We start from the raw sequence: 18,762 nt of genomic DNA on the forward strand, positions 1-18,762 counted from the left end.
GTGGGGTTTGCGCAGTTCCCCGCGCCCCTAAGGGTGGGGGCGGTGCGTTGATCCGTGCCGGGCGGTGGTGGGGTTTGCGCAGTTCCCCGCGCCCCTAAGGGTGGGGGCGGTGCGTTGATCCGTGCCGGGCGGTGGTGGGGTTTGCGCAGTTCCCCGCGCCCCTGAGGCGTGAAGGCCACGGACCTTTGAACGTGCTGGGCGTGGGTGGGTTGCACAGTTCCCCGCGCCCCTTGGGGGGGACGCCCGGGTTTGGTTTGGGCGTCCCCCTTTTTCTTGGGCTCAGGTGGGGTTCGTTTCGATGATTCCTGTGCGTTCGGCCTCGGTCTTGCCTCGTAGGGCCGTGCGGAGGGCGTTGACGACGTCCTGGGGGAGGATGTCGCGCTTGCCGGTGGCCGTTTCGATCTGGACGCCGTCGAAGGTGCTGCCGTAGGCGTCCTTCAGGGCGTCGAGGTCGTAGGTGTCGACGAGCTTGCCGTCGACTGCCTTCACGCCGAGGATCTTCGGCAGCGAGACGGGGCCGAAGTCGATCTTGCGCGCGTCGTCGACCTTGATGGTGACGAGGTCGGAGAGCGCGGGCTCCGCGAACTCCTTCATCATGCGGTCGACCTCGGCGTCGCTGACGGTCGGCTGCCGCGTGGTCGTCGGGACCTTCACGGGCGTGTCCGCCCCGGTCTCCACCTGGGCGCGGAAGGCGTCCTCGACGGCCTGGCCGGCCTGGTCGACGGCGATGCCCTGGCCGGGCTTGCCGTAGACGGCGACGGCCTTGCCGGACGCGAAGCTGATCGTGCCCTCGGTCGCCGAGCCGGAGCCGCCGGCGGCCGCCTCCAGGGCGGACTGGAGCTTCTCCTCGTCGACCGGCATGACCGGCTCGACCGAACGCTCGTTGCCGAACAGCGAGCCGATCACCGAGATCGGGTTGTAGTCGCTGGTGGCGGCCTCGCGGACGGTGGCCTGGGTGTCGAACTGAAGGCCCGCCTGGTCCGGCCTCAGCGCGACCGTGCCGTCGCCGACCGAGAGCTTGAGCGGGCGGACGACCGACTCGCCGAAGGCCTCGTCGAGCTTCTGGACGGCGTCGTCGCGGGTGCCGCCGCCGATGTCCACGCCGAGCACGGTGGTGCCCTTGGGGACGTCGGAGTGGTTCATCAGCAGCCCGGCTCCGTAGGCGACGCCGGTGAGGGCGATCACGCCGCCGCCGAGCAGGACCAGCTTGTTGCGGCCCTTCTTCTTCGGGCGGGCGGGCGCCGCGGCGGGCGCGCTGCGCACCGGCTCGGGCAGCTTCGGCGGGGTGTGACCCAGGGGGGTGTCGGTGGCCGGGCCGGCGAAGTTCTGCGCGGCCGGGGGTACGACGGGGATGCCGCTGGTGACGGTGTGGCCGGAGACGTTGTCGGCCGGGCCGGGGAAGCCGCCGGGCGGCTCGGGGGCCGGCTTCTGCGGGGTGAGGATCGCGGTGTCGTCGCTGAGGCCGCCGCCGGGGCCGGCGTAGGCCGCGCCGGGGGTGCCGTGCGGGGCCGTCCGGCCCGGCCGCGGGGCGCCCGGGGCGCCGTGCACCGGCGGGACGACCGGGCCGTCGCCGGTCACCGGGCCGCCGGTGGGACCCGCGGGGCCCTGCGGGCCGCCCGGTCCTCCGGGACCGCCAGGGCCGCCGTCGAAGCCGCTCGCGCCGCCGGGGCCCTGCGGGCCGCCGGGTGCGTCGGGGCCGCCGTAGCCGGGGCGGGCGCCCTGGGGGCCACGCGGGGCGTTCCCCTGCTCGTGGGCGCGGCCGTTCTGCGCGTTCTCCGAGAAGTACGGCAGGTCGTCGCGGCGCGGCTCCTCGGCGCCGGGGCGGGCGGCGCCGGCCGCCAGGGCCTCGGTGACGTCGAAGGAACCCGTGCCGCCGCCGTGCCCGGGGGCCACCGGGCCGCCGGTCGCGCCGGGCAGGCCGGCGCCGTTGGTGCCGCCGGGTCGGGCGCCGGTCGGCATGCTCACCGAGCCGACGACACCGCCGGGGCGGCCCGCGGCGGGACGCGCGGGGGCGGCCGGGGCCGGGGCCGCGGGAGGCGTGGGCGAAGGGGCGGGCGTGGGGGTGCCGTTGGCGGGGGTGCCGCCCTGACCCGGCTTGCCGCCGCCGGACTTGCGCGGCGCGAACCAGTCGCTCGTCTTCTCCTCCGCGCCCGGCGCGGGCTCGGCGGGAGCCTCGGCGGCCGGAGCGGGAGCGGGACGGGCGGCCGGCTTCGCGGGAGCCTCGGGCTCCTTCGCGGCGGCGGCGCCACCGGTCTCGCCGACGGGCTTGCGCACCACGACCGGCGGGATGGGCCGGGATCCGGGGATGTTGATCCGGATACGGGTGGTCAGCGTGGTCTCGGTCTTGCGTTCCTCCGGCGCGGGCGAACGGCCCGCGTCCGCGCCTGCGTCGGCGACCACGGGGGTGCCGTACGGCGGCGTGCCCGAGGGGTACGCGGCTCCGCCGCGCCCGCTGGACCCAGAGGACGGACTGTCAGTTTCACGACTCAAGGCAGGTTCTCCCGGTTGGCTCCGCCGCCCGTTGCGACCTCACTCTGCTTGGGGGCTTCCCCCCGCCCGAGCCAAGTCGAGCGCTGGGGGACGATCGGCGGCGCGCACCACCATACTGGCCGCCTGTGACGCGCATCCCGCGACCGCAGGGGAAACCCACACGGGACCGACACGCGCGCACGACGGCGAAGCGGTACGTCACTTCCCAAGTCGGGCGGCGGGGCCGCCCGGTTGCCGCCCCTGGACAAGGGTGGCGCAGATCACAGCCACGGCCATGCCGCCGAGCAGGAAGAGGTAGGAGCCACCGCCCGCGGCGAACATGAAGTCCCCTTCCGGGCGGCTGGCGGTGAGCAGGACGACGGCGATCATCCACCCGGCGCCGCTCGCCACGGCGGCGCCGCGGCTCCCGGTGGCCCGGGACGCACCGAGGAACAGCCCGGCCGAGCCCGCGAGCGCGAGGAGCAGCCCGCCGGGGAACCAGCCGGCCTGCACCAGCGCCCCGGCCACGCCGACCACCGCGCCGAGCGCGAAGAGCAGGACATGGAGGGCGATCCGCGCGGCGGAGGGCATGCGCAGCGGCTGCGCGAGCGTGGAGTGGCGGTCGTTCACGGCGTCTCCCCGATCCCGGCGAACAGGTCCTGGTCGTCCCCCTCGGCCCGCTCGCCGCGCACCAACTCGTAGTACTCGTCGGCGAACAGCGGCTGGGCGAGCTCGTTGGAGAGCGCGAAGTAGGGCTCGGCGACCTCGATCTGGGTCGCGTGCGCGCGCATGGCGGCGGCCTTGGCGGCGACATGGCCGGAGCCGTCGACCCGCGCGGTCACCCGCTCCGCGCCGACCACGCCCGGTACGTCGGTGACGGCGGCGCTCTTCTCCCAGGGCAGTTCGGGCAGATCGCCCTGGAGTCGGGCGAAAGCCGCGTCGGCGACATCGCGGGGCACTCGGTTCCAGTAGACGCGCTCGACGGACAGGCCTTCGGCCGCGGCCAGTTCGACCGCCCGCATGGCGACGCGGTGGGCCTGGATGTGGTCGGGGTGGCCGTAGCCGCCGTCGGGGTCGTAGGTGACGAGGACCTGCGGGCGCACCTCGCGAAGGACGTCCAGCAGCTGCCCGGCGGCCTCGTCCACGTCGGCGCGCCAGAAGGCGGCCGGGTGGTCGTTGTCGGGCAGCCCCATCATCCCGGAGTCGCGGTACCGCCCGGCCCCGCCGAGCTGGCGGAAGTCACTGACGCCGAGCGCCGCCATGGCGGCCCGGAGCTCCTGGAGCCGGTACGCCCCGAGGGCGTCTCCGCTCAAATGCCGCAGATCAGCCGGAATGACCTCGCCCAGCTCGCCCAGCGTGCAGGTCACCAGGGTCACCCGCACACCCCGGGCGGCGTACGCGGCCATGGTCGCGCCGTTGTTGATCGACTCGTCGTCCGGGTGCGCGTGCACCAGCAGCAGACGACGCTCGGGCAGTTCCGTCATGGGGCCACCCTACGAGGCGGGCGGCGGGGGCTCAGAACTTGATGCTGCCGATCATGCTGGCAACGTTGGTCGTCAGCTCGCTGATCGTGGGGGCGATCGTCGAGGAGGCCAGGTAGAAGCCCAGGAGCATGCAGATGACTGCGTGCCCGGCCTTCAGTCCCGACTTCTTGATCAGGATGAAGACGATGATCGCCAGCAGCACCACCGCCGAAATCGAGAGTGCCACGGCGGTTCACCTCCAGTCAGAAGCAGTCGACAGAGCGGGCCAACGCGTAAACCCATACAGGAGCCAGCAGGTTCATACCCACACAGCGTTAGTGATCATAGCTATGAGTGTGTGCGCATCGCTGGGCGCACAGGTGCGCAAGGGAGCGCATGGCCAATCATCGCCAATAGGGTCGGGTCATGACGACCGAGCCTGCTGACTCCTTCCCCCGACGGCACGCCCGCACCCAGCGGTTCACGCTCGGCGCGCCGCGTTCCTTCACCGTGGCGCCCGACGGTTCCCGGGTCGCGTTCCTGCGGTCGGCCTCCGGCACCGACCGGGCCAACTCCCTCTGGGTGCTGGACCTGGCGGACGGCCGGGAGCATCTCGCCGCCGACCCCCGTGCCCTGCTGGGCGGCGGCGAGGAGCGGCTGTCGCCCGAGGAGCGGGCGCGGCGCGAGCGCAGCCGGGAGGGCGGGGCCGGGATCGTCGGCTACGCCACCGACAGGACGCTGGAGTTGGCCGCCTTCACGCTGTCGGGCCGGCTGTTCGCGGCCGAACTGCGGGCCGGCACGACGCGTGAACTGCCCGTCGCCGGGCCGGTGATCGACCCCCGGCCCGCCCCCGACGGCCGTCTGGTCGCCTATGTCGCGGGCGGTGACCTGCGGGTCGTGGGCGCGGAGGGCGAGGACGACCGGGTGCTGGCGGCCGCCGAGGCGGACGGCGTGTCGTACGGGCTCGCCGAGTTCGTCGCGGCGGAGGAAATGGGGCGTTCGCGCGGTTTCTGGTGGTCCCCGGAGTCGGACCGGCTGCTGGTCGCCCGGGTGGACGACACGCCGGTGCGGCGCTGGTGGATCTCCGACCCGGCCCAGCCGGAACGTGACCCACAACACGTGCCGTACCCGGCGGCCGGCACCGCCAACGCGGAGGTCCGGCTGTTCGTGTTCGGCCTCGACGGGGCCCGCACCGAGGTCGCCTGGGACCGGGCCCGGTACCCCTATCTCGCGCATGTGCACTGGTCAGATGCCGGTGCACCGTTGCTCCTGGTACAGGCCAGGGACCAGCGCAGCCAGCTGTATCTGGCCGTGGACCCGGACACCGGCGCGACCCGGATGGTGCACGCCGACGAGGACTCGATTTGGCTTGATCTTTTCGCCGGGGTGCCCGGCTGGTCGCCCTCCGGGCAGCTCGTGCGGATCGCCGACGAGGGGGGCGCGCGGGTGCTGGCGGTCGGCGAACGGCCGCTCACCGGGGCTCAGTTGCATGTCCGGGCGGTCCTCGACGTGGGGGCCGACGACGTGCTGGTCTCGGCCTCGGCCGGGGAGGGCGCGGTGAACCCGGAGATCGGCGAGGTCCATGTCTACCGGGTCAACGAGCTCGGCGTGGAGCGTGTCTCCGAGGAACCCGGCGTGCACTCGGCCGTGCGCTCCGGGGGCGTGACCGTGCTGGTGTCGGCGACGCCGGACCGGCCGGGCTCCCAGGTGCGGGTGCTGCGGGACGGGAAGCAGTGCGCGACCGTCACCTCGTACGCCGAAGACCCCGGTCTGTCCCCGCGCATGGTCCTCACTCAGGGGGGCGCACGGCGCATCCCGTGCGCCCTGCTCATGCCCACGGACCACGACGGGGTCACTCCCCTGCCGGTCCTCCTCGACCCCTACGGCGGTCCGCACGGACCCCGGGTGGTCGCCGCGCACAACGCGCATCTGACCTCGCAGTGGTTCGCCGACCAGGGCTTCGCGGTGCTCGTCGCCGACGGGCGGGGCACGCCCGGCCGTTCGCCCGCCTGGGAGAAGGGAGTCCACCATGCCTTCACGGCCTCCCTGGACGACCAGGTGGAGGCCCTGCACGCCCTGGCAGGCTCCCATCCGCTGGACCTGTCCCGGGTGGCCGTCCGCGGCTGGTCGTACGGCGGCTGGCTCGCGGCGCTGGCCGTGCTTCGCCGCCCCGACGTCTTCCACGCGGGCATCGCCGGGGCCCCGGTGACCGACTGGCGGCTGTACGACACCCACTACACCGAGCGCTACCTCGGCGACCCCGCCGCCGAACCGGCGGTCTACGCCGCCAACTCCCTCGTCACCGACGAGGGCCTGTCCGCACCCGCCGAGCCGCACCGGCCGCTGATGATCGTGCACGGGCTCGCCGACGACAACGTGGTCGTCGCCCACGCCCTGCGGCTGTCCTCCGCCCTGCTCGCGGCCGGCCGCCCGCACGAGGTACTGCCGCTGTCCGGGGTGACCCATATGACCCCGCAGGAACAGGTCGCCGAGAACCTGCTGCTCCTCCAGGTCGACTTCCTCAAGCGCTCCCTCGGCCTGGCCTGACACGCCGACGGGCCGGGGTGACATGGTGCACCCCGGCCCGCTTTACGGCACCCGCACGGCCGTACGCTGTTCAGCCTCGCGCGTCCGTATATCGGAATCGCGTCGGTCGAGTTGCCTGCGTGTTACTCCGGCTCCCCCGGTTCCCGGGGCGGTGCGGCCGGCCCGCCTCCGTGCTCGCCGGGCGGCTCGGCCGGCCAATTCCCCTTTCCCACCTGCCCGTTCTCCGGCCGCGGCGGTTCCTTTCCCGGTTCCTCCGGCGGTACCACCTGTTTCTCCTCCGCGAACAGGCAGGCCGAGTCGTGGGCGGCCGGGCCGCCGGGGGCGGTCAGGTGGGGCGGGACCGCCAGGAGGGGGACCTCCTCGGCGCAGCGGGGCTGGGCCTTGAAGCAGCGGGTACGGAAGCGGCAGCCCGACGGGATGTTCGTCGGGGAGGGCACGTCTCCCGCGAGGATGATCCGCTCCCGGTGCTCGCGCGCCTCCGGGTCGGGGACCGGGACCGCGGAGAGCAGTGCCTGTGTGTAGGGGTGGGTGGGGTGGTCGTAGATCTCGGCGTCCCGGCCGATCTCGACGATGCGGCCCAGGTACATCACCCCGACCCGGTCGGAGATGTGCCGGACGATCGACAGGTCGTGCGCGATGAAGACGTAACTGAGCTCGAACTCCGCCTGGAGCCGGTCCAGCAGGTTGATGACCTGGGCCTGGACGGAGACGTCCAGCGCGGAGACCGGCTCGTCGGCGACGATCACCTCGGGGCGCAGCGCCAGGCCGCGCGCGATGCCGATGCGCTGGCGCTGACCTCCGGAGAACTGGTGCGGATAGCGGTTGATGTACTCGGGGTTCAGGCCGACCACGTCCAGCAGGTCCTGCACCCGCTTGCGCCGGTCGCCCTTCGGCGCCACCTCGGGGTGGATCTCGTACGGCTCCCCGATGATGTCGCCCACCGTCATACGGGGGTTGAGGGAGGTGTACGGGTCCTGGAAGACCATCTGGATGTTGCGGCGGACCGCCTTGAGGGCCTTGCCGGACAGTCTGGAGATGTCCTCGCCCTTGTAGCGGATCTCGCCCGCGGTCGGCTTCTCCAGGTGGACCAGCATCTTGGCGACCGTGGACTTGCCGCAGCCCGACTCCCCCACGATGCCCAGGGTCTCGCCCTTGTGCAGGGTGAAGTCCACCCCGTCGACGGCCTTGACCGCGCCGATCTGCTTCTTGAAGAGGATGCCCTGGGTGAGCGGGTAGTGCTTGACGAGCCCGCTCACCTCGATGATCGGCTCAGCCATCGATGCACTCCCTCCAGAAGTGGCACGCGCTCTCCCGTTCCTCGTTCACCTCGTACAGCGGCGGTACGTCGGTGCGGCACACGTCCTGGGCCATCGGGCAGCGCGGGTTGAAGGCGCAGCCGGGCGGGATGCTCAGCAGGTTGGGCGGCAGGCCCTTGATCGCGTACAGCTCCTGGCCCTTCTGGTCCAGGCGCGGGATGGAGTCGAGCAGACCCCTGGTGTAGGGGTGGGCGGGGGCCTTGTAGATGTCGTGGACGGGCGCCTGCTCGACGATCCGGCCCGCGTACATCACCGCGATGCGGTCGGCCACGTCGGCGACGACTCCGAGGTCGTGGGTGATCAGGATGAGCCCCATGTTGAGCTCGCGCTGGAGCTCGGCGAGCAGGTCCATCACCTGGGCCTGCACGGTGACGTCGAGGGCGGTGGTCGGCTCGTCGGCGATGATCAGGGCGGGCTCCAGGGCCAGCGCCATGGCGATCATGATGCGCTGGCGCATACCGCCGGAGAACTGGTGGGGGTACTGGCGGACCCGCTCCTTGGCGGCCGGGATGCGCACCCGGTCCATCAGCTCCACGGCCTTGGCCCGCGCGTCCTTGCGCGACATGCCCCGGTGCACCACGAACATCTCGCCGAGCTGGTCGCCCACGGAGAGCACGGGGTTCAGCGAGGACAGCGCGTCCTGGAAGATCATCGCCATCTCCGCGCCGCGGATCTTCCGCCGTTCCTCCTCCTTCAGCTTGAGCAGGTCCCTGCCCTGGAAGAGGATCTCGCCGCCGGCGATCCTGCCCGGCGGAATGTCGAGGATGCCCATGACGGCCTGGGCGGTGACGGACTTGCCGGAGCCGGACTCGCCGAGCACGGCGAGGGTCTCACCGGCGTCGACGGAGTAGGTGACGCCGTTGACGGCCTTGGCGATGCCGTCCCGGGTCTTGAACTCCACGTGCAGGTCGCGCAGTTCCAGCAGCATGCCGCCGTCACCTCAGCTTCGGGTCGAGGGCGTCGCGCACCGCGTCGCCGAGCATGATGAAGGCCAGGACGGTGACGGCCAGCGCGCCGGAGGGCCACAGCAGCGCGTGCGGGGCGTTGCGGACGTAGGGCGAGGCGGCGGAGATGTCGATGCCCCAGGACACGCTCGGCGGCTTCAGACCGACGCCGAGGTAGGACAGCGTCGCCTCCAGCGAGATGTAGGTGCCCAGCGCGATGGTCGCCACGACGATGACCGGCGCCACCGCGTTGGGTGTGATGTGCCGCAGCAGCATCCGGGAGCTGGAGGCGCCGAGGGCGCGGGCGGCCTGGACGTAGTCGTTCTGCTTGGCGGTGATCACCGAGCCGCGGGCGATACGGGAGATCTGCGGCCAGCCCAGCAGCACCATGAAGCCGATGACCGGCCAGATGGTGTTGCTGGTGACCACCGACAGCAGCACCAGACCGCCGAGGACGACCGGGATGGCGAAGAAGATGTCGGTGACACGGGACAGGACCGAGTCCCAGCCGCCGCCGAAGAAGCCCGCGAGGCCGCCGAGCACCGAGCCGAGGATCGCGACGCCGAGCGTGGCGAGGACGCCGACCGAGACGGACGTACGGGCGCCGTAGACGGTACGGGTGTAGACGTCGCAGCCCTGGCCGTCGAAGCCGAAGGGATGGCCGGGCTGGGAGCCCTGCTGCGCCTTGGCGAGGTCGCACTGGAGCGGGCTCATCCAGGTGATGGCGCCCGGCCACAGCGAGATGAAGACCAGGAAGAGGATGACCAGGCCGGCGATGATGAAGACCGGGTTGCGGCGCAGGTCGTGCCAGGCGTCGGACCACAGGCTGCGCGGTTTTCCGGCGGGGCCGGTGCCCAGCGGGCCGCCAGGTGTCTTCTCCAAGGTCTCGGCCTCTTCCGCGGCGAGGTCCATGCCACCTCCCGCCCCCGCGCCGGAGATGGCCCGGCCGCCGTCGTACTGCTCAGGCATAGCGGATCCTCGGGTCGAGTACGGCGTACAGGAGGTCGACGAGCAGATTGGCGATCAGGAAGACCAGCACGAGGATCGTCACGAAGCCGACGACGGTCTGGGTGTTCTGCCGGACGATGCCCTGGTAGAGCTGGTAGCCGACGCCGTGGATGTTGAAGATGCGCTCGGTGACGATCGCGCCGCCCATCAGGGCGCCGATGTCGGCGCCGATGAAGGTGATCACCGGGATCAGGGAGTTGCGCAGCAGGTGCCGGACCGTGACCCGGCGCCGGGGCAGGCCCTTGGCGACGGCGGTGCGGACGTAGTCGGAGCGCCGGTTCTCCGCGATCGAGGTGCGGGTGAGCCGGGTGACGTACGCCAGCGAGACGGACGCCAGGACGAGGCCGGGCACGATCAGCTCGTCGAAGGGGGCCTCGGAGGAGACCGACGGGCTGATCCAGCCCCACTCGACGCCGAGCAGCAGCTGGAGCAGCAGACCGGTGACGAAGGTGGGGACGGAGATGACGACGAGCGTGCCGACCAGGACCGCGGTGTCGACGGGCCGCCCCCGGCGCAGACCGGTGATCACGCCGAGGGAGATGCCGATGACGATCTCGAAGAGGATCGCGACGATCGTGAGCCGGATGGTGACGGGGAACGCCGACGCCATCAGCTCGGTGACTTCCTGGCCGTTGAACGCGGTGCCGAAGTCGCCGGTGAAGATGTTGCCCATGTAGGTCAGGTATTGCTGCCACAGGGGCTTGTCGAGACCGAACTCCTTCTCCAGCTGTGCCGCGGTGGCGGGGTCGCACTGCCGCTCACCGCACAGGCCCGCGATGGGGTCGCCCATCACGTTCACCATCACGAAGATCAGCAGCGTGGCCCCGATGAACACCGGGATCATCTGGAGCAGCCGCCTCAGGACGTAGCGCCCCATGACGGGTCAGCTCACCTTGATCTCGTCGTAGACCGGCACGGAGAACGGGTTGAGTTTGACGTTCGAGAGCCGCTCCGAGTAGCCGGCCGAGCCGTTCTGGTACCAGAGCGGGATCGCGGCCATGTTGTCGCGGACGACGGCCTCCGCCTGCTGGAAGGTCTGGATGGCCTTGCCCTGGTCGGTCTCGGCGTTGGCCTGGTCGACGAGGCTGTCGAACTCCTTGTTGCTCCACTTGCCGTCGTTGGACGAGGCGTTGGTGTAGTAGAGCGGCTGGAGGAAGTTCTGGATCAGCGGGTAGTCCATCTGCCAGCCGGCCCGGAACGGTCCGCTCATCTTCTGGTCGGTGATCTGGCTGCGGAAGTCGGCGAAGGTGCCGACCGGGTTGCCCACACACGCCTTGGTGTTGCCGAGGGCGTTGTTGATGGAGTTGCAGACCGCGTCCACCCACTGCTTGTGGGAGCCGGTGTCGGCGTTGTAGGTGATCTTCACCTGGCCGCCGGGCAGTCCGCCGCCCTCCTCGATGAGCTTCTTCGCCTCCGTCGGGTTGTACTTGCAGGCGTCCCCGCACAGGCCGTCCTGGAAGCCGCCGTCCTTGCCGAGGACGGGCGAGGTCCAGTCGGTGGCGGGGGTGCGGGTGTTCTGGAAGATCGTCTTGGTGATCTGGTCCCGGTTGATCGCCATGGACAGTCCGGTGCGGACCTTCTGCGAGCCCGAGGTGTTCCACTCCGGGTCGTAGAACGGGAAGGCGAGGGTCTGGATGATGCCGGCCGGGGTGTTGAGATAACGGTCGCCCAGGTCGTTCTGGACGTTGGCGAGCTGGGCGGCCGGCACGTCGTCGACCAGGTCCAGGTTGCCCGCGAGCAGATCGGTGTAGGCGGTGTTGTTGTCCGTGTAGACCTTCAGGTCCACGCCGCCGTTCTGCGCCTTGTCGTCGCCCGGGTAGTCGTCCCACTTACGAAGGGACATCTGCGAGCCCTTCTGGTACGAGTCGATCGTGTAGGGCCCGTTCCCGACGGGCTTGCTCAGCCAGGCGTCGTGGTCGTCGAAGAACGACTGCGGCAGGGGGGCGAAGGCGGGGTAGCCGAGGGTGTCGGGGAAGGTGGAGAACTTCTGGGTCAGTTTGACCGTGAAGGTCTGCGGGTTGACCACCTTCAGGCCGGACAGGGTGTCGGCGCTCTGCGCGCTGCCGTCCTCGGGGTGGACCTTGTCGTAGCCCTCGATGTAGCCGAAGAAGTAGGCGTTCTTCTGGTTGTTCTTCAGGCTGGCGCCGTAGTTCCAGGCGTCGACGAAGGACTCGGCGGTGACCTTCTCGCCGTTGGAGAAGGTCCAGCCGCTCTTGACGGTGATGGTGAAGGTCTGCGAATCGGTGGTGTCGATCTTCTCGGCGAGCATGTCCTCGGCCGCGCCCGTCTCGGGGTTGTACCGCTTCAGGCTGCGGAAGATCATGTCGAGCACCTTGCCGCCCTGCACCTCGTTGGTGTTGGCCGGCTCCAGCGGGTTCTGCGGGTCGCCCCAGGACGCGCTGAGCACCGCGCCGGAGTCGGCGCTGCCGCCGCCGTCGTCCCCGTCTCCTCCGCAGGCCGTCGCCGCGAGGACTACCGCCGCGGCGCATGCTGTCCACTTGACGTGCGTGGCTCCGCGCATGGAGTGCCTCCTCGTGAATGCGCTGTTGTGCGCTGTGCCGCCAGCACCGAAGCACTGACCCGTCATCGGCCAATATCGGACGAAATTATACAAAGCGCACACGCAAGGGGCTCTTTGGGCGACGCGGCTCCCCCTGATGCCATACACGTGTCGTTCACCGGGCAATAACCCGGGATTTCTGTACTGACTGACGGGACAGCAGGCAGACTGCCCGGATGGTTGATCGTTCCTTCGCCGATCTGGAGCTCGCACGGCTGTACGACGCCCTGAATCCGTGGGGGCCCTGCGACGACTTCTATCTGGACCTGGTGATGACCGCGCCGGCCGTGCTGGACGTCGGCTGCGGGACCGGGAGGCTGCTGCGCGGGGCCCGCGCGGCGGGGCACACGGGCCGGCTGACCGGGCTCGACCCGGCGGCGGCGATGCTGGTGCAGGCGCGTGGCGCCGCGCCGGACGTGGAGTGGGTGCTGGGCGACTTCGAGTCGAGCCGGTGGCGTGCGGAGTTCGAACTGGCCGTGATGACCGGGCACGCCTTTCAGGAACTGCTCGGGGACGAGGACGTGCGGCGGGTCCTCGCGGGGGTGCGGCAGGCTCTGGCGCCTCGGGGGCGGTTCGTCTTCGAGACGCGTAATCCGGCGGCGCGGGCGTGGGAGGAGTGGACGCCGGAGCGGGTGCACGGGGTCGCCGGGCCGGACGGGTCGGCGGTCGAGGTGCGGCACGAGGTCGTGGGGCCGGTGCGCGGGGACCGGGTGACGTTCACGGAGACGTTCGTGGGGGCTCGGTGGGAGCGGGCCCGTGTCAGCCGGAGCACGTTGCGGTTTCTTGCCGCGGAGGCGGTGGACGCGTTGTTGGGGGCGGCGGGGTTTCGGGTTGTGGCGCGCTACGGGGACTGGGGGCGGGGGGTGTTTGTCCCTGGCTCCAGCCGGGAGATCGTGACGGTGGCGGAAGTGGTGTGAGGGCAGCTCTTGCCGAGGGCTGGGGGGGGAGGGCCGGTGGCCCTGAGTGCCTTGGCGCGGCGTCGTGGTGGTTTTCGCGCAGTTCCCCGCGCCCCTGAAGATCCCTGCGGCCCTGAGTGTGCCGGCTCGACGCCGTGGTGGGTGTTTGCGCAGTTCCCCGCGCCCCTGAGAAGCAGGGCGGTGTTCCCCGCGTGCCCCTGGGATGTGCGGCGCCGTCGTGGCTGATCGCGCAGTTCCCCGCGCCCCTAGAAGCAGGGCGGCGTTCCCCGCGGCTCTGAGCCGTGCGGCGGCGTCGTGGCTGATCGCGCCGTTTCCCGCGCCTCTGAGAAGCAGGGCGGCGGAAAGCACGGCGCCGCGCCACCAAGGGGATGGTGGCGCGGCGGCGGGGGTGTTACTTGGAGTCGGTGTCGGGGTCCGACTCGAGGGCCTTGAGGGCCGGGTCGAGGACGATGTCCTCGCCCTGGGAGGCCGTGGTCGGGTCCTCCGGGAAGTGGCAGGCCGTGAGGTGGCCGGCGCGGTTGCCGGAGAGCTGGACCAGCGGGGGCTCCTCCGTGGCGCACTTGTCCTGCGCCTTCCAGCAGCGGGTGCGGAAGCGGCAGCCGGACGGCGGGTGGATCGGCGAGGGCACGTCACCGGAGAGACGGATGCGCTCGCGCTGCTCCGCGTCGTCCGACACGTTCACCTCGGGCACCGCCGAGAGCAGCGCGTGGGTGTACGGGTGACGCGGCTGGTTGTAGATCGAGTCCCGGTCGCCGACCTCGACGACCTTGCCGAGGTACATCACCGCGACGCGGTGCGAGAAGTGCCGCACGATCGCCAGGTCGTGCGCGATGAAGACGAACGCGATGCCGAGCTCGTCCTGCACCTTCTTCAGCAGGTTGACGACCTGCGCCTGGATCGACACGTCGAGCGCGGAGACCGGCTCGTCGGCGACGATCAGCTTCGGGTTCAGGGCGAGCGCGCGGGCGACGCCGATGCGCTGGCGCTGACCGCCGGAGAACTCGTGCGGGAAGCGGTTGTAGTGCTCGGGGTTGAGACCGACCAGCTCCAGCAGCTCACGGACCTTGTTCTCACGGCCGCCCGCGGGGTTGATCCCGTTGACCTCCATCGGCGACTTGATGATCGTGCCGACGGTTTGCCGCGGGTTCAGCGAGGAGTACGGGTCCTGGAAGATCATCTGGATCTCGGACCGCACCGGGGCGATCTGCCGACGCGAGGCGTGGGTGATGTCCCGCCCGGCGTAGGTGATCTGGCCGGCCGTCGGCTCCAGCAGACGGGTGATCAGCCGGCCCGTGGTCGACTTGCCGCAGCCGGACTCGCCGACCAGGCCCAGGCTCTCGCCGACGCCGACGCTGAGGTCGACACCGTCGACGGCCTGCACCGCGCCGACCTTGCGCTTGATCGGGAAGCCACCGTAGATCGGGAAGTGCTTCGTGAGGCCCTTGACCTCGAGAAGCGTCTCCGGGGCGGTGGTCTCCTTGCGGCCCTGCTGTGCGGGGAGGGTGAGGTTCTCGCTCATGATTCGTCTCTCCCTAGCGCAGCCGGGGCTGGATCTCGTCGATGAAGATGGCCTGCTTCTGCTCGGCCGTCAGGTGACACGCGGCGGCACGGCCGTCGGCCAGCGCGGGCCGGGTCGTGGTGCACAGACCGCCCGCGACCTTGTCCGTGAAGCCGCAGCGGGGGTTGAAGCGGCAGCCGGACGGCGGGTTGAGCAGGGACGGCGGGGTGCCCGGGATCGGCGTCAGCTCGGTGTTGATGTCGCCGTCGAGACGCGGCATCGAGCTGAGCAGGCCCCAGGTGTAGGGGTGCTGCGGCGTGCCGAGCACCTCCTTGACGCTGCCGCGCTCCACCGCGCGGCCGGCGTACATCACGAGCAGGTCGTCGGCCATGTTGGCGATGACGCCCAGGTCGTGGGTGATGAAGATGATCGCGGAGCCGAACTCCTGCTGGAGGTCCTTGAGCAGGTCCAGGATCTGGGCCTGCACGGTCACGTCGAGCGCGGTGGTCGGCTCGTCGGCGATCAGCAGCTCGGGGTCGCACATCAGGGCCATGGCGATCATGGCGCGCTGGCGCATACCGCCGGAGAACTGGTGCGGGTAGTCGTCGAAGCGCACCTTGGGCTGCGGGATACCGACCTTCTCCAGCATCTGGATGGCGCGGTCCTTGGCCTCCTTCTTGGAGGCGCCCATGTGCTTCATGTACGGCTCGGACAGCTGCCGGCCCACCGTGTAGTACGGGGACATCGCGGTCAGCGGGTCCTGGAAGATCATCGCCATCTTGTTGCCGCGGAGCTTCTCCAGCTCGCGGTCGGTGGCGGTGACGAGTTCCTGGCCGTCGAGGATGATCTCACCGTCGACGGTGGTGGAGCGGGGGTTGTGCAGGCCGAGGACCGTCAGGTTGGTGACGGACTTTCCGGAGCCGGACTCGCCGACGATACCCAGGGTCTTGCCGCGCTCGATATCGAAGGACAGGCCGTCGACCGCCTTGACGATGCCGTCCTCGGTGGAGAACTGCACCCGCAGGTCACGGACCGAGAGGAAGCTCTCGGGCCCGGTCGGGGCCGGGGCGTCCTCGGTCTTGGTCAGTGTGGTCACGGTGGTTGGTTCTTCCTAGGAGAGCCGGACGCGCGGGTCGATCCAGGCGTACGCGATGTCGGTGAGGATGTTCAGGAGCAGGATGAAGAAGGCTCCGACGAGCATCACGCCCATGGTGAGCGGGAGGTCCTTGGTGACGGCACCCTGTACGGCGAGCTGGCCGATTCCCTGGAGCGAGAAGGTCAGCTCGGTGACCACGCCACCGCCGAGCAGGGCGCTGATGTCGATGCCGAGCACGGTGACGATCGGGATGAGCGAGCCGCGCCAGGCGTAACGGAAGAATACGTACTTGCTCGACATGCCCTTCGCGCGGGCGGTGCGCACGTGCTCCTCGGCGAGCTGCTCGATGAGCGAGGCGCGCGCCATACGCGTGTACTGCGCGGTGAAGATGGTCGCCATCACGAGCATCGGGATCCACAGGCCGGCCAGCCAGCCGAACGGGTCCTCCGTGAAGGGGACGTACTTGGGGAACTCCGCCCAGCCGGTGCTGTACACGAAGATCAGCATCACGATCGGGCCGAGGAAGTAGATCTGGAACGAGCTGAGCACCATGGAGGTGCCGGTGGCGATCTTGTCGAGCGCCGATCCGCGCTTGTACGCGGAGATCATGCCCGCGCCGATACCGATGGTCAGGAAGACCAGGATCGCGCCGACGGTCAGCGACAGGGTCAGCGGGAAGCGGTCCTTGATGGTGTCCCAGACCATGTCGCCGGAGTAGAACGACTGGCCGAGGCAGGGCGCCTCACAGTGGCCGGTGGGGAAGTCGCGGCCCGTCACGATGCCGGACATGAAGTCCCAGAACTGCTGCGCGATCGGCAGATTGAGGCCGAGGGCCTCGCGGATGTCCTCGAGTCTTGCCGGGGAGCAGTCCTTGCCACAGGCCAGGGAGGCGTAGTCGGATGGCGCGGCGACGAAGAGGAAGAAGGTGGCGGCACCGATGAGGAACAAGGTGACGACGGCACCGACGAAGCGCCGGAGAATGAACTGAAGCATGGCGGGGTGGCTGCTCTCTGCGACAGACGGTGGACGGGTTCACGGATCCGCGGGAGTGCGCTCCGCCTGGTGCGCACTCCCGCGATCAGCCGTAGAGAGTTACGACTTCAGGAACAGCTGGGTCACGTCGATGTAGCTCGACTCGGTGCTGTAGCGGGCACCGCCGACGTTCGAACCGAACAGCTGGAACTGCTTGGTGTACCACAGCGGAGCGGCCGGGTTGACCTTCTCCATGATGTAGTGGTGCGCCTCTTCCCAGGTCTTGGCGGCCTCGGTCGGCTCCTGGGTCAGGGCCTTGTTGATCAGCTCCTGGACCTTCGGGTCCTTGATGTGCGAGTAGTTCGAGCCGCCGTCGGCGACCTGGTCACCGTCGTAGATCGGGGTGACGACCGTACCGGCGGACGGCCAGTCCTGGCCCCAGCCCGTGATGTAGACGTCGTACGGGTTGGCGAGCTTGCCGATCTGCTCGTAGTAGCTCGCCGCGTCGATCTCCTTGGCGACGACGTCGATGCCGACCTTCTTCAGGGCGTCCTCGACGGCGACCTTGCGCTTCTGGCCGGCCTCGGAGTTCGAGTAGGCGAAGACGAGCTTCTTCTCGGCGGCCGGAACGCCCTTCAGGAGCTCCTGGGCCTTGGCGATGTTGCCCTGCGGCGCCTTCAGACGGCCGAAGGGGTCGTACGTGGCCTCGTAGCCCGGCAGCGTCGGGGCGAACAGGTTCGGGGCCACGTCGCCACCGTAGGCGCCACCCTCACCGGCGATGAGGGACTTGGAGTTCATCGCGTAGGCGACGGCGTCACGGACGGTCTTGTTCTTGACCCGGTCCAGGTTGAAGGTCAGCTGCATGACGTAGGGCTGGTAGCCCTTGATCGTGCGCTTGTTGACCGCCGGGTTGGAGATGACGTCCTGGATCTGGGTGGAGTCGACCGAGCCGGTGAACTGGATCGAGCTCTTGGCCTCGCCCTGGTCGGAGATCAGACGCTTGGTCTGGGTCGACTCGGTGACACCGAACTGGAAGTCCCAGCCGTCCACGTACTGGTGACGCACGGCGTCGGTCTTGGCGTCCCAGTTCTCGTTCTTGACGAGCTTGAGGGCCTTGCCGATCTTGTACTCGGAGATCTTGTACGGGCCGGTCGCGACCGGGGCCTTGTCGTACCGCTCCTTGGTGTCGGTCTTCTCCGGGACGATGGAGTAGCCCGGCATCGCCAGCGTCTGCGGCAGGTCGGGGCGCGCCTTGTCGAAGTGGAAGACGACCGTCTTCTCGTCCGGGGTCTCCAGGACGGTGTCCGGCAGGTGCTTCTTGCCGAAGCCGCCGTCGGGCAGCGCGGCACGGTAGTCGGCGCCGCTCAGCCAGTTCTGCAGGTACGTCGGGCCGTCGAAGATGAACTTCGCGTAGGTGCGCTCGACGGTGTGACGGATGTCGGCCGAGGTGATCTCGTTGCCGTTCTGGTCCTTGACGCCGTCCTTCAGCGTGTAGGTCCAGGTCTTGCCGCCGTCGGAGGACTTGCCGGCGTCGGTGGCGAGGTCACCGACGACCGAGACGTTGCCCTTGCCGTCCTCCTTGAAGTTCGTCAGCCCGCGGAAGAGCAGGTTGGCGACCTGGCCGGCGTCGGAGACGTAGATCTGGCCCGGGTCGAGGTGGGACAGGCCCGCCTCCTGGTAGGCGATGATCGTGCCGCCGGGCTTGGCACCCGGGACCTCCGCGGCCGGACCGGTGGAGGCCGCGGCGTCCGCGTAGACGACCGCGTTGGACTGGCTGGCCGCCTCCTTCTGGTCCTTCTTGGAGTCCTTGTTGGAGCTCGAGCCCTTGTTCTCCGAGCAGCCGGTGAGCGCGAGGGAGCCGGCCGCGATGGCGACGACTATGGCACGCGCTCTGCGCGAGGTGAGCTTCATAGCGGTGAATGCACCTACCTGTCGGTTGTATTCCATGAGTACTGCCTGACGCGGCTGGTAG

15 protein-coding genes are annotated in these 18,762 nt (G+C 70.1%); 2 read left to right on the plus strand and 13 right to left on the minus strand.

Annotated features, from left to right (window positions below):
• Positions 1-279 precede the first annotated feature (279 nt).
• From ACZ6SQ_RS13065 to ACZ6SQ_RS13080, 4 genes are all read right to left on the minus strand, one after another.
• The gene (locus ACZ6SQ_RS13065) at positions 280-2,490 is read right to left on the minus strand and encodes a hypothetical protein (RefSeq protein WP_469560290.1); all 2,211 of its coding nucleotides are present in this window, start codon (positions 2,488-2,490) and stop codon (positions 280-282) included.
• A 198-nt stretch (positions 2,491-2,688) separates the two neighbouring features.
• Positions 2,689-3,099: a DUF6113 family protein gene (locus ACZ6SQ_RS13070; RefSeq protein ID WP_469560292.1), complete on the minus strand. Its 411-nt coding sequence runs from the start codon at positions 3,097-3,099 to the stop codon at positions 2,689-2,691.
• Positions 3,096-3,953 carry an N-acetyl-1-D-myo-inositol-2-amino-2-deoxy-alpha-D-glucopyranoside deacetylase gene (gene mshB, locus ACZ6SQ_RS13075; protein WP_469560295.1) on the minus strand — a complete coding sequence of 286 codons (858 nt, stop codon included), beginning with the start codon at positions 3,951-3,953 and terminating at the stop codon, positions 3,096-3,098. Before mshB ends, ACZ6SQ_RS13070 begins: the two co-directional genes overlap by 4 nt.
• 31 nt (positions 3,954-3,984) lie before the next feature.
• Positions 3,985-4,179, minus strand: a complete 195-nt coding sequence (locus ACZ6SQ_RS13080) for a hypothetical protein (protein WP_386378940.1) — start codon at positions 4,177-4,179, stop codon at positions 3,985-3,987.
• A 179-nt stretch (positions 4,180-4,358) separates the two neighbouring features.
• Between ACZ6SQ_RS13080 and ACZ6SQ_RS13085 the strand changes: the two genes are divergently transcribed.
• Positions 4,359-6,479: a prolyl oligopeptidase family serine peptidase gene (locus tag ACZ6SQ_RS13085; protein ID WP_469560298.1), complete on the plus strand. Its 2,121-nt coding sequence runs from the start codon at positions 4,359-4,361 to the stop codon at positions 6,477-6,479.
• A 122-nt stretch (positions 6,480-6,601) separates the two neighbouring features.
• Here the strand turns inward: ACZ6SQ_RS13085 and ACZ6SQ_RS13090 are convergent, their stop codons facing one another.
• Genes ACZ6SQ_RS13090 through ACZ6SQ_RS13110 form a run of 5 tightly spaced genes read right to left on the minus strand, consistent with a single transcriptional unit; the run spans position 6,602 to position 12,268 of the window.
• On the minus strand, positions 6,602-7,756 hold the full coding sequence (locus tag ACZ6SQ_RS13090; protein WP_469560301.1) for an ABC transporter ATP-binding protein: 1,155 nt from the start codon (positions 7,754-7,756) through the stop codon (positions 6,602-6,604).
• On the minus strand, positions 7,749-8,723 hold the full coding sequence (locus ACZ6SQ_RS13095; protein ID WP_469560303.1) for an ABC transporter ATP-binding protein: 975 nt from the start codon (positions 8,721-8,723) through the stop codon (positions 7,749-7,751). Before ACZ6SQ_RS13095 ends, ACZ6SQ_RS13090 begins: the two co-directional genes overlap by 8 nt.
• A gap of 7 nt (positions 8,724-8,730) precedes the next feature.
• Entirely contained in the window at positions 8,731-9,708 is a 978-nt protein-coding gene (locus tag ACZ6SQ_RS13100) for an ABC transporter permease (RefSeq protein WP_469560306.1), read from the minus strand.
• Complete coding sequence (locus ACZ6SQ_RS13105; protein ID WP_469560309.1) at positions 9,701-10,624, minus strand: ABC transporter permease; 924 nt, start codon at positions 10,622-10,624, stop codon at positions 9,701-9,703. The genes ACZ6SQ_RS13100 and ACZ6SQ_RS13105 overlap by 8 nt, the downstream gene beginning before the upstream one ends.
• Before the next feature lie 6 nt (positions 10,625-10,630).
• On the minus strand, positions 10,631-12,268 hold the full coding sequence (locus tag ACZ6SQ_RS13110; RefSeq protein ID WP_469560312.1) for a peptide ABC transporter substrate-binding protein: 1,638 nt from the start codon (positions 12,266-12,268) through the stop codon (positions 10,631-10,633).
• Between the two features lie 215 nt (positions 12,269-12,483).
• Between ACZ6SQ_RS13110 and ACZ6SQ_RS13115 the strand changes: the two genes are divergently transcribed.
• Positions 12,484-13,224 (plus strand): class I SAM-dependent methyltransferase, encoded by a 741-nt coding sequence (locus tag ACZ6SQ_RS13115; RefSeq protein WP_469560314.1) that lies wholly within the window; start codon positions 12,484-12,486, stop codon positions 13,222-13,224.
• A gap of 391 nt (positions 13,225-13,615) precedes the next feature.
• On the opposite strand, the gene ACZ6SQ_RS13120 is transcribed toward ACZ6SQ_RS13115, so the two are convergent.
• The 4 genes from ACZ6SQ_RS13120 to ACZ6SQ_RS13135 all read right to left on the minus strand — a co-directional run bounded on the left by ACZ6SQ_RS13120 (position 13,616) and on the right by ACZ6SQ_RS13135 (position 18,701).
• The gene (locus ACZ6SQ_RS13120) at positions 13,616-14,743 is read right to left on the minus strand and encodes an ABC transporter ATP-binding protein (RefSeq protein WP_469560317.1); all 1,128 of its coding nucleotides are present in this window, start codon (positions 14,741-14,743) and stop codon (positions 13,616-13,618) included.
• Positions 14,744-14,756: 13 nt separating this feature from the next.
• Positions 14,757-15,818 carry an ABC transporter ATP-binding protein gene (locus ACZ6SQ_RS13125; protein WP_469560318.1) on the minus strand — a complete coding sequence of 354 codons (1,062 nt, stop codon included), beginning with the start codon at positions 15,816-15,818 and terminating at the stop codon, positions 14,757-14,759.
• A gap of 15 nt (positions 15,819-15,833) precedes the next feature.
• Complete coding sequence (locus ACZ6SQ_RS13130; RefSeq protein ID WP_469560320.1) at positions 15,834-16,811, minus strand: ABC transporter permease; 978 nt, start codon at positions 16,809-16,811, stop codon at positions 15,834-15,836.
• A gap of 99 nt (positions 16,812-16,910) precedes the next feature.
• Positions 16,911-18,701 (minus strand): ABC transporter substrate-binding protein, encoded by a 1,791-nt coding sequence (locus ACZ6SQ_RS13135; protein ID WP_469560322.1) that lies wholly within the window; start codon positions 18,699-18,701, stop codon positions 16,911-16,913.
• Positions 18,702-18,762 lie beyond the last annotated feature (61 nt).

The organism is Streptomyces sp. NPDC048600, from assembly GCF_055587025.1.